The sequence below is a fragment of the Salegentibacter sp. 24 genome (genome assembly GCF_004362395.1).
Lineage (GTDB): Bacteria > Bacteroidota > Bacteroidia > Flavobacteriales > Flavobacteriaceae > Salegentibacter.
On sequence record NZ_SNWE01000001.1, the window covers coordinates 205,916 to 221,584 of the forward strand.

Annotated in this window: 7 protein-coding genes; all 7 read left to right on the forward strand. The window is 38.9% G+C overall.

Features of this window, described 5'->3' with window-relative positions:
• Window positions 1–9 precede the first annotated feature (9 nt).
• The 7 genes from DET49_RS00950 to sprA all read left to right on the forward strand — a co-directional run bounded on the left by DET49_RS00950 (window position 10) and on the right by sprA (window position 15,648).
• Window positions 10–1,836 (forward strand): cbb3-type cytochrome c oxidase subunit I, encoded by a 1,827-nt coding sequence (locus tag DET49_RS00950; RefSeq protein ID WP_133546275.1) that lies wholly within the window; start codon window positions 10–12, stop codon window positions 1,834–1,836.
• Window positions 1,837–1,982: 146 nt separating this feature from the next.
• Window positions 1,983–3,005: a Holliday junction branch migration DNA helicase RuvB gene (gene ruvB / locus DET49_RS00955; protein ID WP_133546276.1), complete on the forward strand. Its 1,023-nt coding sequence runs from the start codon at window positions 1,983–1,985 to the stop codon at window positions 3,003–3,005.
• A 49-nt stretch (window positions 3,006–3,054) separates the two neighbouring features.
• Window positions 3,055–4,380 carry a cytochrome P450 gene (locus DET49_RS00960; RefSeq protein WP_133546277.1) on the forward strand — a complete coding sequence of 442 codons (1,326 nt, stop codon included), beginning with the start codon at window positions 3,055–3,057 and terminating at the stop codon, window positions 4,378–4,380.
• Window positions 4,381–4,382: 2 nt separating this feature from the next.
• Complete coding sequence (gene queG / locus DET49_RS00965) at window positions 4,383–5,309, forward strand: tRNA epoxyqueuosine(34) reductase QueG (RefSeq protein WP_262707956.1); 927 nt, start codon at window positions 4,383–4,385, stop codon at window positions 5,307–5,309.
• Between the two features lie 211 nt (window positions 5,310–5,520).
• Window positions 5,521–7,806 (forward strand): NADP-dependent malic enzyme, encoded by a 2,286-nt coding sequence (locus tag DET49_RS00970; protein ID WP_133546279.1) that lies wholly within the window; start codon window positions 5,521–5,523, stop codon window positions 7,804–7,806.
• Window positions 7,807–7,895: 89 nt separating this feature from the next.
• Window positions 7,896–8,477, forward strand: coding sequence for a Holliday junction branch migration protein RuvA (gene ruvA, locus DET49_RS00975; protein WP_133546280.1), 582 nt, complete (start codon window positions 7,896–7,898; stop codon window positions 8,475–8,477).
• A 4-nt stretch (window positions 8,478–8,481) separates the two neighbouring features.
• Window positions 8,482–15,648, forward strand: a complete 7,167-nt coding sequence (gene sprA / locus DET49_RS00980) for a cell surface protein SprA (protein WP_243729482.1) — start codon at window positions 8,482–8,484, stop codon at window positions 15,646–15,648.
• The last annotated feature ends 21 nt before the right edge of the window (window positions 15,649–15,669 follow it).

The window sequence follows — 15,669 nt, forward strand, 5'->3', positions numbered from 1 at the left end:
AATTAAGATATGTCAGCAATAGCAACAGCACCGGCTCACGATCACCACGAAGATCACGGACATCATCATAAACAAACTTTCATTACTAAATATATATTTAGTACGGACCATAAGATGATTGCCAAGCAATATCTTATCACAGGAATTTTAATGGGTATTGTAGGGATTATGATGTCCGTACTTTTCCGTTTGCAACTAGCCTGGCCAGAGGAATCTTTTATGATCTTCGAATGGCTTTTAGGTGACAGGTGGGCTCCGGATGGGGTAATGACACCGTCAATTTATCTTGCCCTGGTTACCATTCATGGTACCATTATGGTTTTCTTTGTGTTAACCGCTGGTCTAAGTGGTACCTTTAGTAACCTTTTAATTCCTCTTCAAATTGGAGCAAGGGATATGGCCTCCGGTTTTATGAATATGCTTTCATATTGGTTGTTTTTCATTTCTTGTGTAATTATGCTCAGCTCACTATTTATAGAATCTGGGCCCGCTTCTGCAGGATGGACGATATACCCTCCTCTTAGTGCATTACCTCAGGCTATTGGAGGTTCAGGAATGGGAATGACACTGTGGTTAATTTCAATGGCAATTTTTATCGCATCATCTCTTTTAGGATCCCTTAACTATATTGTGACTGTTCTTAACCTTAGAACAAAGGGGATGTCAATGATGAGACTGCCGCTTACCATTTGGGCGTTTTTTATTACTGCCGTGATTGGTGTGGTTTCTTTCCCGGTTTTATTATCGGCAGCACTTTTACTTATAATGGATAGGAGTTTTGGAACTTCTTTCTTCCTTAGTGATATTTATCTTGAAGGTGAGGTATTAAGCCACCAGGGAGGTTCTCCGGTTTTGTTTGAACACTTATTTTGGTTCCTGGGTCACCCGGAGGTTTATATCGTAATTCTGCCTGCAATGGGTATTGTGTCAGAGGTTTTAGCAACAAACTCACGTAAACCAATTTTTGGTTATCGTGCCATGGTTGCTTCGATTCTTGCAATTGCATTCCTATCAACAATTGTATGGGGTCACCATATGTTTGTTTCGGGAATGAATCCATTCCTTGGTTCGGTATTTACATTTACAACGTTATTAATTGCCATTCCTTCGGCGGTCAAAGCATTTAACTGGATCACAACGCTCTGGAAAGGAAACCTGCAAATGAATCCCGCGATGCTATTCTCTATTGGTTTTGTTTCAACATTCATCACAGGGGGGCTAACCGGAATTATTCTAGGGGATTCAACATTAGATATCAATGTTCACGATACATATTTTGTTATTGCACATTTCCATCTTGTAATGGGGATTTCAGCAATCTACGGACTACTGGCCGGTGTGTATCACTGGTTTCCGAAGCTCTTTGGAAGAATGATGAACAAGAACCTCGGTTATGTTCATTTCTGGATAACTGCTGTAGGTGCTTACGGAGTATTTTTTCCAATGCACTTTATCGGGCTGGCCGGATTACCAAGGCGTTATTATACAAATACAGCCTTTCCGTATTTTGACGACTTGGCGGATGTAAATGTAATTATCACGATTTTTGCAATAATAACAGCTGGAGTTCAGGTAGTATTCCTTTATAATTTCTTTAGTTCGATGTTTTATGGAAAAAAGGCTACACAAAATCCCTGGAACTCTACTACTTTGGAATGGACTACTCCGGTGGAACACATTCATGGAAACTGGCCTGGTGCTATTCCGTCAGTTTACCGTTGGTCTTATGATTATAGTAAGATGAATCTTGAAGGAACGGATTATGTAATTCCTGGTCAGGATTATGTTCCCCAAACAGTTCCTCTTCAAGATCACGAAGAAGAAATGAATCACTAGGCTTAGTGATTACAATTTATAAAAAACCTCTTCGTTTTCGAAGAGGTTTTTTTATAAATTTCTGTTTTTAACTTTATCACGCCTTGGTTAGCCCCGCAGTATTTTACTTATCTTTGTAGAACAAGTGCCATAATTGTGATAAAAGTATGAATGAAAACCTGGACCCGACAGGAGAAAATTTTTCTCCTGAGGAATTTGATATCGAAAGGGCACTGCGCCCTTTAAGTTTTGATGATTTTGCCGGTCAGGATCAGGTGCTGGAAAATCTTAAGGTATTCGTTGAAGCTGCCAATCAACGTGGTGAAGCTTTGGATCATACGCTTTTTCATGGACCTCCCGGTTTAGGAAAGACTACATTAGCTCATATTTTAGCCAATGAATTAGAAGTGGGTATAAAAGTGACCTCAGGCCCTGTTTTAGATAAGCCCGGAGATCTTGCAGGTTTACTTACTAATCTAGAAGAAAGAGACATCCTGTTTATCGATGAAATTCATAGATTGAGTCCTGTTGTTGAAGAATATCTCTATTCGGCAATGGAGGATTACCGCATAGATATCATGATTGAATCCGGGCCAAATGCAAGAACGGTGCAGATTAATCTTAATCCGTTCACTCTTATTGGTGCCACTACGCGATCTGGCTTGCTTACAGCTCCTATGCGTGCCCGTTTTGGTATATCCAGCCGCTTGCAATATTACTCTACCGAATTACTTTCCGATATCGTACAACGTAGTTCAGAAATCCTGCGTGTTCCCATCAGCCTGGATGCTGCTATAGAAATTGCGGGTAGAAGTCGGGGAACTCCCAGGATTGCAAACGCATTACTCCGCCGGGTTCGTGATTTCGCCCAGATTAAAGGCAATGGACGAATTGATATGGAAATCGCAAAATATGGGTTAAAAGCACTAAATGTTGATGCCCACGGTTTAGACGAAATGGATAATAAAATCCTGGAGACAATAATTGATAAATTTAAAGGAGGCCCGGTAGGCTTAACTACGCTGTCAACTGCAGTAAGCGAAAGTGCCGAAACTATTGAGGAAGTCTATGAGCCTTTTCTGATTCAACAGGGCTTTATTTACCGAACTCCACGTGGTCGGGAAGTTACTGAGGCCGCATACAAACATCTTAGCAGGGTAAAGGGGAATATCCAAGGCGGGCTCTTTTAGTTTCCTGAAACTCCAATACAGCTGAAGCTGTTTCTGAAACAATGAAATAATGGCAAACAAAAATATTCCTACGGTTTCTATGTTTCGATTTGTGAAAAATGCGGGAAGAATTCTTAAAAATCCGCTTCCATTTCATAAGGAGAATTTTGAGAAATATGGTGATATTTTTCAGATTCATATTGGGTTTGGTCAAAAGATAATATTTTCCCGAGATGCGGCTTTTGCTGAATATGTGCTTCAAAAGAATCAAAGGAATTATCAAAAATCAACTATTCAAACCAGAGACCTCGCTAAATATGTTGGCAGGGGACTTTTAACTGCAAATGGTCAGCATTGGGCCAGGCAACGTAAACTTATTCAGCCGGCTTTTCATAAATCCCATCTTTCTGGTTTATTACAATCTATTCAGGAAGCAATTAATACCGAAATTGATAAAATTCCGCCCCATGAAACAATTGATGCGTTTCCGGTTTTTAACGATTTAGCCTTTCAAACGGTAGTAAAATCCTTGTTTAGCAGCGCCGCTAATCAACAACAAATAAATCGGTTACAATATATTACAGAAGCAGCTCAAAAAATGCTGGTTAAAGAACTTAGACAACCATTTAAACGCTGGTGGTTTTATATAAGTGGAAGCATTACAAAACATATCAGGTTAACCCAAGAAGCCCGTCAGATCCTGGAGGATATCGTGGAGGAACGAAAAAAATCCGAGATTAGATATAATGATCTATTGGATATGTTGCTGGAAGCACGTTATGAAGGTGGTATGCCAATGGAGAAGGAACAATTGATTGATGAAATTCTCATACTTTTCACTGCTGGTCACGAAACGACTTCCAATGCGCTAACCTTTACTTGTGAACTCTTAGCACGTCATCCTACAATTCAGGAGAAAATATTTTCGGAAGTAAAAAAAGCAAAAAATGAAACGCAAGACCTTATGGAATTTGTAAGATCCTGTGGTTATACCCAACAGGTTATTGAGGAATCTTTGCGTTTGTACCCGCCGGCTTATTTTATAGATCGTGTGAATATTGAAGAAGATAATTTTAACGGCTACAAAGTGCCAAAAAATTCTAGTATTTTATTTTCCTGTTTTGAAATCCACCGACATAAAAAATATTGGCAAGATCCTGAAGTTTTTGATCCAGACAGATTTCTGAAAACCAAAACCCATTCCTCTTACTATTTTCCTTTTGGTGCAGGACCAAGAAAGTGTATTGGAAATAATTTTGCAATGTTCGAAATGATCATAGCAATTTCCCAGGTTATGTCCCGATATAAAATTCAATCAAAAACTGCTGAAATTCAAATCAAACCTTTAATTACACTCAAGCCTAAAAACACATTTTTAGAATTTTTACCTAGATAAATTTGTACGAAAATAAGTCAAAATATACGCAACTGATTAAAACAGAAGCCATGAGACTGGGATTTCTTTCCTGTGGGGTTTCTAAAGCTGAATTTCTTGAGGCGGAAGCTCCCCGCCTGGAAGAATTTCTAAATAAAAACCGTCACGGTGAAATGCGCTGGATGGAAAATAACTTTGATAAACGCCTGGATCCTACCAAACTTGTAGAAGGATCTAAAAGTGTGATTTCGCTTTTGCTCAACTATTATCCGGAAGAAACTCAACGGGAAGATTCGTATAAAATTAGCAAGTATGCTTATGGTAGGGATTATCATTTTGTTATTAAAAATAAACTGAAGCAATTGTTGCAGTTTATGCAGGATGAAATAGGAGAGATTAGCGGACGCGCATTTGTAGATTCAGCTCCGGTAATGGATAAGGCCTGGGCAGCAAAAAGTGGATTAGGCTGGATAGGTAAGCACTCCAATTTACTTTCAAAACAAACTGGTTCTTTTTATTTTATCGCTGAACTGATTGTAGATCTCGAACTGGAATATGATACCCCGGTTACCGACCATTGTGGAAGCTGTACCGCCTGCATAGATGCATGCCCCACAGAAGCCATTGTGGAGCCTTACAAAGTAGATGGCAGCAAATGTATTTCGTATTTCACAATAGAGTTGAAGGACGAATTGCCTAATTCCTTCAAAAATCAGTTTGAGGACTGGATGTTTGGTTGTGATATTTGTCAGGATGTATGCCCGTGGAACCGGTTTTCAAAACCCCATAACGAACCTCTGTTTAATCCGCATCCCGAACTGCTAGAAAAAGATAAGCAGGGCTGGGAGGAACTTACCAAAGAAACTTTTAATGAAATCTTTAAAAAATCAGCGGTTAAAAGAACCAAATTTGAAGGCTTGAAGCGAAATATTGAGTTTTTGAAGGGCTAAAATTTTAAATATAGACTTCGTTAAAACCTTCTAACTTTAAATTTAACGCTCTTATTATAAATAAAACACCAAACTATTTATGAAATTTTCATAAATAATCCTGAACGGGAATATTCTTTCAATTTTATCAAATTTAAGGTTTCTTTTATACCTAGAAGTTCAATATTGGAGCTAAGCTTGCTACCTTTGTGGTTAGCACAAAAAATAAATTATGAGTAATAATCCTAGAAAAAGAAGAGAAGCACTGGTTTATCACGCCAAACCCAAACCTGGAAAAATTCAGGTAGTACCGACTAAAAAATATGCAACCCAAAGGGATCTTTCCCTGGCATATTCTCCCGGCGTTGCTGAACCTTGCCTGGAGATAGAAAAGGATAAAGAAAATGCTTATAAGTATACTACTAAGGGAAATTTGGTTGCCGTTATTACCAACGGTACTGCCGTATTAGGGCTAGGTGATATAGGCCCAGAAGCTTCTAAGCCCGTAATGGAAGGAAAAGGTTTACTCTTCAAGATTTTTGCTGATATAGATGTATTTGATATTGAAGTGGATACCAAAGATGTGGATAAATTTATTGAGACAGTAAAGAATATCGCTCCTACCTTTGGTGGAATTAATCTTGAAGATATCAAAGCTCCAGAAGCTTTTGAAATTGAACAGCGCCTAAAAGCAGAGCTTGATATTCCAGTGATGCATGATGATCAGCACGGAACGGCTATTATTTCTGCTGCCGCTCTATTAAATGCATTGGAGTTGGCTAAGAAAAAGATCGGGAAAGTAAAGATTGTGATAAGCGGTGCCGGTGCAGCAGCGGTTTCTTGTACTAAACTTTATAAGGCTTTTGGTGCAAAAGATGAAAACATCGTAATGTTGGATAGCAAAGGCGTGATTAGAAAAGATCGTCCCAATCTTTCAGAAGAAAAGAAAGAATTTGCTACTCATAGAAAAATAGATACTCTTGACGAGGCGATGAAAAATGCCGATGTTTTCGTCGGGCTTTCTATTGCCAACATCGTTTCTCCAGAAATGTTGAAAAGTATGGCGAAACGCCCGATTGTTTTTGCGATGGCAAATCCAAATCCTGAGATCGACTATCAACTTGCCATGGATACCCGAAAGGATATTATTATGGCCACCGGGAGAAGTGACCATCCTAACCAGGTAAACAATGTTCTTGGATTTCCATTTATTTTTCGTGGAGCTTTAGATGTTAGGGCAACGAAAATTAATGAAGAGATGAAAATGGCAGCGGTGAAAGCCCTGGCAGAGATGGCCAAAGAGCCAGTTCCAGAACAAGTGAATATTGCTTATGGGGAAACCAGGCTTAATTTTGGGTCGGATTATATTATTCCAAAACCTTTTGATCCTCGATTAATTGCCAAGGTTCCTCCTGCCGTGGCCAGAGCCGCTATGGAAAGTGGTGTGGCAAGGCAACCTATTCAGGATTGGGAAAAATATGAAGAGGAGTTGCTTGAAAGAATGGGTAGCGATAATAAAATTACCCGGTTATTGCTAAACCGAGCGAAAATGAACCCCAAAAGAATTGTGTTTGCTGAAGCCGATCATCTTGATGTACTTAAGGCAGCACAAATTGTTCACGATGAAGGAATAGCTACTCCAATTTTACTGGGCCGCCGGGAGGTGATTAAAGAATTGATGGCAGAAATAGATTTTAATGAAGATGTTGCCATCATTGATCCAAAATCTGATGAAGAGGAAGGTCACAGAAAAGATTATGCTCAGGTATACTGGAAAACGAGAAACCGTAGCGGAGTTACACTTTATGATGCGGAAAAACTAATGCGTGAACGCAATTATTTCGCTGCAATGATGGTTAACGAAGGCGATGCGGATGGTTTACTTTCCGGTTACTCAAGAGCGTATCCTGCAGTGGTCAAACCTATGTTGGAGCTTATCGGAATGGCGCCAGGAGTAACTCGTGTGGCCGCCACAAACCTTATGAATACTTCTCGCGGTCCGCTTTTTATTAGCGATACTTCTATCAATATAGATCCGCCGGCAAAAGATCTTGCTAAAATTGCCCAAATGACTGCCAGAACTGTTAAACTTTTTGGTCTAGAACCCGTAATTGCCATGATGTCTTATGCGAATTTTGGCTCTTCTAAAGATCCTCACGCCACCAAAGTTAAAGAGGCGGTTTCTTATTTGCACCGTTACCATCCAGATTTAAATGTTGATGGAGAGTTGCAGGCAGATTTTGCCCTTAACCGTGAAATGCTTCAGGATAAATTCCCATTTTCAAAACTTGCCGGAAAAAAGGTCAATACTTTAATCTATCCTAATCTTGATTCAGCAAATAGCACTTATAAGCTTATCAAGGAACTTAATAAGGTTGATTCTATTGGCCCAATTATGATGGGGATGCGCAGACCAGTGCACATTCTTCAGCTTGGAGCAAGTGTAGAAGAAATTGTCAATATGACGGCGGTAACCGTTGTAGATGCTCAAGAAAAAGTAAAAAAGCAAAAGAAATAAAATAATTGAATATACAATAGTTAAGCCCGGACCAAAGATTTCGGGCTTAATTTTTATTTACTACATTTGGCTCTTCAAGTTTAAATTTTATGATTCATCATCTTAAGGGGCAATTAATAGAGAAGAATCCTACTTACTTAGTAATCGACTGCAACGGTGTTGGGTATTTGGTTCATATTTCACTTCACACTTTTTCCCTAATTCCAGATTCCGAAAATATAAGTATTTACACTCATTTGCACGTAAAGGAAGACTCCCATACGCTATATGGTTTTTATCAAAAATCTGAACGTGAGATTTTCAGGTTGTTGATTTCGGTTTCGGGAGTGGGCACCAGTACTGCAAGAACAATGTTATCTTCCTTAGAACCCAATCAGGTGAAAGAAGCTATTGCCCATTCCGATGTGCCCACCATACAAAGCGTTAAAGGAATTGGAGCCAAAACAGCGCAGCGCGTAATTTTGGATTTAAAAGATAAAATATTGAAAGTTTACGGGGAGGATGAAATTTTGGTTCCTCAGAACAATACAATAAAGGAAGAAGCGTTATCTGCTTTAGAGACTCTTGGCTTTGCCAGAAAGCAGGCTACCAGAGTTGTAGATAAATTAATGAAAGATTCAACTAACCCTACGGTAGAATCTATTATAAAAATGGCTCTTAAAAATTTGTAAAGAATTGAGGCACAATTACTGGAAATTGTCAACTTCGGTTAGACTCAGCTTGTTGTTGTCACTGATAATTTCATTGAGTTCCACTGCACAGGAAACCCCCCAGGATACTACCGAAACGGGGTATGTTATGGGTGAAATAAGCTTGCCAGACTCTGAGCTAATTTCAACCTATTACCAGTACGATCCCATTCTAAATCGTTATATCTACAGAGAAAGACTGGGAGATTTAGACCTATCTATTCCATTGATTCTAACGCCTGAGGAGTATGAAAACCTGGTTTTAGAGGAGGAAATGCGTGATTATTTTAAGTTAAAGGCTGATGCTCAGGCGGGTCGGAAAGAAGGAACAGAGGAAATTCAGCGTGATTTACTTCCTGATTTTTATGTTAATAATAATTTTTTTGAAAGCATTTTTGGTGGTACTGAAATAAATATTGTTCCTCAGGGAACAGTAGAAATGGATCTTGGGTTACTTTATACCAAGCAGGACAATCCAGCTTTTTCACCCAGAAACCGAAGTAATCTTACTTTTGATTTTGATCAGCGAATTAGCCTCAGTCTTCTTGGGCAAATCGGAGAGCGTCTGCAAATAACTGCTAATTATGATACGGAATCTACTTTCGATTTTCAAAATCAGTTGAAACTGGAATACACCCCTACTGAAGATGATATAGTTCAAAAAATTGAAGTAGGTAATGTGAATATGCCGCTTAATAACGCCCTGATGCAGGGTGCACAAAGTTTATTCGGATTTAAAACAGAGTTACAGTTTGGAAAAACCCGAATTACCGGTGTTTTTTCTGAACAGAAGTCGGAACGACGTACTGTAAATGTAGAGGGAGGATCAACAGTTGAAGAATTTGAGAAATTTATACTAGATTACGATCAGGATCGGCACTTTTTTCTATCGCATTACTTCAGGGATCATTATGATGAAGCTCTTGAAGATTATCCTTTTATCAATTCTAATATTCAGGTAAAACGGGTTCAGGTATGGGTAACTAATCGTACCAATAATGTGCAAAACCTATCCGATACCAGGAGTATAGTGGGAATTCAGGATCTTGGAGAGACCAATGTGCCGGGAAATATAGGCCTTGAGACTGTACCCGCCGGGTTTTTTAACCAACCCGCGGGAAGTTATCCTGATAATACCAACAATGATTTAAATCCTTTTGGAATTGATGGTTCGGGTGAATCTCTCTTAACTCCTGCTATTCGAGATGTGGCTACCGTAGATAATGGGTTTAGTGGGCTTCCTGTTTCAGAGGGTCTCGATTACGTAAAACTTGAAAGTGCCAGGCAATTGCAGCCAAATGAATATACCTTGAATGCACAGCTCGGTTATATTTCATTAAATCAGAGATTGAGCAATGATGAGATCCTTGCAGTAGCTTATCAATACACTGTAAATGGTGAAGTCTACCAGGTAGGAGAATTTGCAAATGACGGAGTGAATGCTACCGGAGATAGCAATCTATCAACACAACCAGGGGAAGATCCCGACATAAATTTAAGGGTTAACAAGAACTTGGTTGTGAAAATGCTTAAGAGTACTATCACCAATGTAGATGAACCGGTTTGGGATTTGATGATGAAGAATATTTATAGTCTGGGAGCATACCAATTGGAGCGAGAAGATTTTAGGATGAATATTCTTTATACAGATCCACAGCCATTAAATTATATAAAACCTGCCGGAGATGGTCAGGTTCCTTTGCCAGAAGATGTACAAGAAACTTCCTTGTTACGTGTATTTAATTTAGATAAATTGAATAACAATAATGATCCTATAAATGGTGGAGATGGTTTTTTTGATTATGTACCCGGCTTAACCATAGATCCGCAAAACGGGAATATTATTTTTACAACCGTGGAACCTTTTGGAGAGCATTTATTTGATGAATTGGATAACACCCCGAACACCGGTACCGAAATTTATAGTAATCCAGAAACCTGGAATCCCAACCAGGAAAAATATGTTTTTCGCTCTTTATATCGAACTACAAAAACTCAGGCAGAGCAGGAAGATGCAGATAAAAATAAATTCCAGTTAAAAGGAAGATATACCTCTGGTGAGGTTGAAGGTATCCCAATCGGTTATAACCTCCCGCCGGGTTCTGTTACCGTTACTGCTGGAGGCAGGATCCTACAGGAAGGTGTAGATTATGTGGTGAATTATGAATTGGGAAGAGTGCAAATTCTTGATGAAGCCTTGCTAGCCTCCAATATTCCAATCCAGGTCAATACGGAGAATAATGCTTTATTTGGTCAGCAAACCAAACGATTTACAGGGATCAATGTTGAACATCAGTTTAACAAAAATCTTTTGGTTGGAGCTACGTTTCTAAACTTAAAGGAACGCCCCCTCACCCAGAAGGCTAACTATAGTTATGAACCCATAAATAATTCGATTTTTGGCTTTAATGTAAATTATTCCACTCAGGTCCCATTCCTTACCAGACTGGTCAATGAACTGCCAAATATAGATACTGATGTGCCTTCTAACTTTTCAGTAACTGGGGAATTTGCCTATTTACAACCAGGAGCACCCGCAGTTAATGATTTTGATGGAGAGGCAACCACATATATAGATGATTTTGAAGCAGCTCAAACAACCATAGATATTAATTCCCCGCTAAGCTGGGAATTAAGTAGTGTTCCATTAGGATATGGTGGGGAACTGGCCAATGGTGATATTAGAGTGGGAGCAAACCGTGCAAAAATAGCATGGTACACGATAGATCCTATTTTTTATAGTAGTAACCGCCCAGAGGGGATTTCAGATAATGATATCTCCACTTACGCCACAAGAAGAGTGGCCCTAAGTGAGATTTTTCCGAATACCGATGTTGTACAAGGTCAGCCCCAAGTAGTTTATACCATGGACGTGGCTTATTTTCCTGAAGAGCGAGGGCCGTACAATTTCGATCCTGCAGCTGCAAATGGTTCTCTTCCGAACCCTGCAGATAATTTTGGTGGAATTATGCGGGGAATCAATACCACGAATTTTGAGCAAAGCAATGTTGAGTTTATAGAATTTTGGGTGATGGATCCCTATATATATGCTGAAAATATGAGTAATTCAGGAGGAATTATCAATTTCAACTTGGGAAATATTTCTGAAGATGTACTTAAAGATGGTCGGAAGCAATATGAAAATGGTCTTCCCCGTGACGGTGGGACCCAAAATACCATAGAAACTGAAGTGGCGCAGGTTCCGGCAGATCAATCTTTAATTTACGCATTTGATTCTGAAGGAGAAGAACGTGTAAATCAGGATATAGGCTACGATGGGTTTTCCGACGAACTGGAAGCTGTAAAATTCCCTGAATTTAGTACCTTACCTGATCCTGCTGCAGATAATTATGAATATTTTCTTAGTGTAGATGGCGATATAGTTAATCGCTATAGGAATTATAATGGTCCCGATGGGAATTCACCCCCAGAAGTTAGTGAGACCAATAGGGGGAATACCACCTTACCCACATCGGAAGATATGAATCGGGACAATACAATGAATACTATAGATAGTTATTTTGAATATGAAATACCGTTTTTTCCCGGGATGGATATTGATAATAACCAATATATTACAGATGAAAAAGAGCTTAATGTAACGCTTCGAAACGGCAACCAACTGCCTGTTCGTTGGCTCCAATTTAAAATACCTATTTATGAACCCACGGATTCCAAAGGTGGGATAGCGGGATATAGGTCCATTCGTTTTATGCGAATGTTTCTAAGTGATTTTGAGGAGGAAACTTTACTTAGATTCGGTACTATGGAGTTGGTAAGAGGAGATTACCGGCGTTATAATGGTGGTTTAAGAGATAGAGATGTGCTTCCTGAAAATCAAAATACCCTTTTTGAAGTTTCCGCAGTAAATATAGAGGAAAATGAAAATCGTGAACCAATACCTTATGTATTGCCACCGGGCGTAATAAGAGAAGAACTTTTTGAAAGTAATACAAACATAAGACAAAATGAGCAATCATTGTCGCTTAGAGTTTGTGATTTAGAGCCCCAGGACTCGCGGGCGGTTTACAAGAATTTCCAGTTGGATATGCGACAGTATAAGGAACTGGAAATGTTTATTCACGCAGAATCGCTACCCGAAAGAACGCCGTTAAAAGATGGCCAGTTGGTAGCTTTTATAAGAATGGGAACCGATTTTACCGATAATTACTATCAGGTTGAAGTACCTTTAAGTCCAACATCTTTTGGAGCAATGACTGCTGAAGAGATTTGGCCTGCAGTAAATCGTATGGAACTACCACTGGATTTATTACAGGGAATAAAAACAAGGGTCCTTGGGGATCCTTCCCTGAGCTCGGGAGAATTGAATTTTTTCAGCGAGAATCTGAATTTAGTAAATGAAGAAGATTCCTATGAAATGGGTCAGCTGCGACTTGGAATAAAAGGGAATCCCAGCTTTGGCAATGTTCGTGTGTTGATGCTTGGTGTTAAAAACGGCACACCAACCAATGGTGTTCAAGATTTGTGTGGAGAAGTTTGGTTTAATGAGCTAAGACTTTCTGATCTTAAAAATGAAGGTGGTTGGGCTACAGTGATTAATATGGATACTAATTTAGCAGATTTTGCAACTGTGGCCGCCACCGGGAGAAAAAGTACTGTTGGATTTGGAACACTGGCTCAGGGACCAAACCAACGAAGCAGGGAAAATTTCCAGCAATATAACGTGGTTACCAGTGTAAATGCAGGGCAACTATTACCAAAGAATTGGGGCGTTAAAATTCCTTTTAATTATAGCAGAGGAGAGGAATTGATAACTCCGAAATATGACCAGGAATACCTGGATTTAGAATTGGAAACAAGACTGGAAAATATTGAGGATCCGGTAGAAAGAGCTTTGGTTAAAAGACAATCACAATCTTACACCAAACGGCAAAGCGTAAATATAATTGGTTTAAGAAAAGAGCGTACTGGGGAGGCAAAGCCGATGCCTTATGATGTGGAGAATTTTACTTTCACAACTTCTTATAACCAGGTGAATCACCGTGATTTTGAAATTGAAGAATCTCTGGATCAAAATGTTAGGGTGGGGGCAACTTATGAGTTTAATTTTGAGCCAAAGCAAATAGAGCCGTTTAAGAATATTTCCGAATTGGACAGTAGCGATTATTACTCGCTAGTAAGGGATTTTAACGTGAATTTGTTGCCTTCAAATATCAATGCGAGTTCTACGATCTTAAGGCAGTATACAGAACAACAATTCAGGACTTTAGATCTTTCGGAAGACGATTTGGGTATTCCGACTCTTTATCAGCGAAACTATTTATTCAACTGGGAATATGGTATAAACTACAATCTTACCAAATCCTTAAATTTTATTTTCAATGCTTCAAATAATCGCGTTGTTAGAAATTATATAGACGAAGATGGCTTTGCAAATAACAATATTGGTGTGTGGGATAACTTTTTTAGCATTGGTACTCCAGATTTGCATTATCAGAACCTACAGGTAAATTATGAACTGCCTTTCGATAAAATTCCAGTACTGAAATTTATTAATGCTACTTACTCATATTCTGGCGATTTTCAATGGCAACGTGGTTCCAGAATTTATGAAAATCTCGAAGGTATTCCCGATATTGGAAATAGTGTACAAAACTCCAGTTCCCATCAAATAAACGCCAGCCTGGATATGGAAAGTCTTTATTCTTATTTAGGTTTAGAAAAAAAGGGGGCCAAATCTGGACAAACAATTAAACAACGCAGCGCCGGTGTTCCCACTCTGGATGGAACGGCACAAGACACACAACGCACTCAGAGCACACAGGTCATTGAAAAAACCAATAAAACCTATAATACTTTTGTAGATTTTGTAACTATTTTGAGCAGGTTACAAATAAACTATCGTCAGAATGAAGGCACATTTCTTCCAGGCTATATTCCTAGTGTTGGTTTTATGGGAACTCTGCGGCCAAGTACGGCTTTTACTTTTGGATGGCAGGAAGAAGTTAGGTATGCTGCTGCAAGAAGAGGTTGGTTAACCCTATTTCAAAATTTTAACCAGCAGTATTCTACTTTAGTGAATGAACAACTGGATTTTCAGGCGGCTTTAGATATAATTCCTGATCTCACAGTAACGATAAGTGCTAACAAGAACTATTCGGAGAATTATTCAGAGAACTTTAGAGTGGATCCAAATACTTTAGAATACATTCCGCTAACGCCATATAACTATGGAAATTTTAATATTTCAACCATTCTTATCGGAACTGCTTTTAATCAATCCAGCGAGCAATCTTCAGAAACTTTCGAAACCTTTAGAGCCAATCGTTTACAAATAGCTCGTCGGATTGCCAGAGAGCGTGGGTTAGATCCCAACGAGGTGGATGATGATGGTTATCCTATAGGAATTGGGAGAACTAACCAGGCTGTTCTTTTGCCCGCTTTTGTTTCGGCCTATTCAGGGAAGAATCCACAGGACATTCAACTGGGTGCTTTTAGAGATATGCCATTGCCTAACTGGGATATGAAATATACAGGTTTAATGCGAATCGGTTGGTTTAGGGATAAGTTTAGGAGAATTTCTATAAATCATGGTTATCAATCAAATTATACCATCAATCAATTTCAGACCAACCTGGACTATGATCCAGAGAATGAATTTGAAACTAACCAGGCAGGAGATTTTAAAAACCCGGTATTGTACTCTAATATTGTTTTAACAGAATTGTTTACGCCATTATTCCGTTTAGACCTGGAAACAAAAAATGCTATCCAAATTTTAGCAGAAGTTAGAAAGGACCGTATGCTTTCTTTAAGTTTTGATAATAATTTACTGACGGAGACTACCGGAAACGAATATATCCTGGGTGCTGGATATAGGATAAAGGATTTAAGAATTGCAACGGGACTAGGAGGTAGAAACAGAATTTTGAGTAGCGATCTTAATTTTAAAGCTGATGTATCCTTTAGAAGGAATAAAAGCATTATTAGGTATTTGGATTTAGAAACAAGCCAGGTAATTGCAGGCCAGGATATATGGCGCATTAACTTCACTACAGATTATGCGCTTTCCAGCAATTTAACGGCAATATTCTACTATGAACATAATTTTTCCGAATACGCTGTCTCTACTGCATTTCCTCAAACAACTATAAGATCTGGCATCACTCTTAGATATAATTTCGGAAATTAATTAAGGCTTGTTTGAAGTATT

Coding starts and splice junctions, on each gene's coding strand:
- DET49_RS00960 (WP_133546277.1), top strand. CDS start 3,055: ATGGCAAACAAAAATATTCCTACGGTTTCTATGTTTCGATTTGTGAAA.
- DET49_RS00950 (WP_133546275.1), top strand. CDS start 10: ATGTCAGCAATAGCAACAGCACCGGCTCACGATCACCACGAAGATCAC.
- DET49_RS00970 (WP_133546279.1), top strand. CDS start 5,521: ATGAGTAATAATCCTAGAAAAAGAAGAGAAGCACTGGTTTATCACGCC.
- ruvA (WP_133546280.1), top strand. CDS start 7,896: ATGATTCATCATCTTAAGGGGCAATTAATAGAGAAGAATCCTACTTAC.
- ruvB (WP_133546276.1), top strand. CDS start 1,983: ATGAATGAAAACCTGGACCCGACAGGAGAAAATTTTTCTCCTGAGGAA.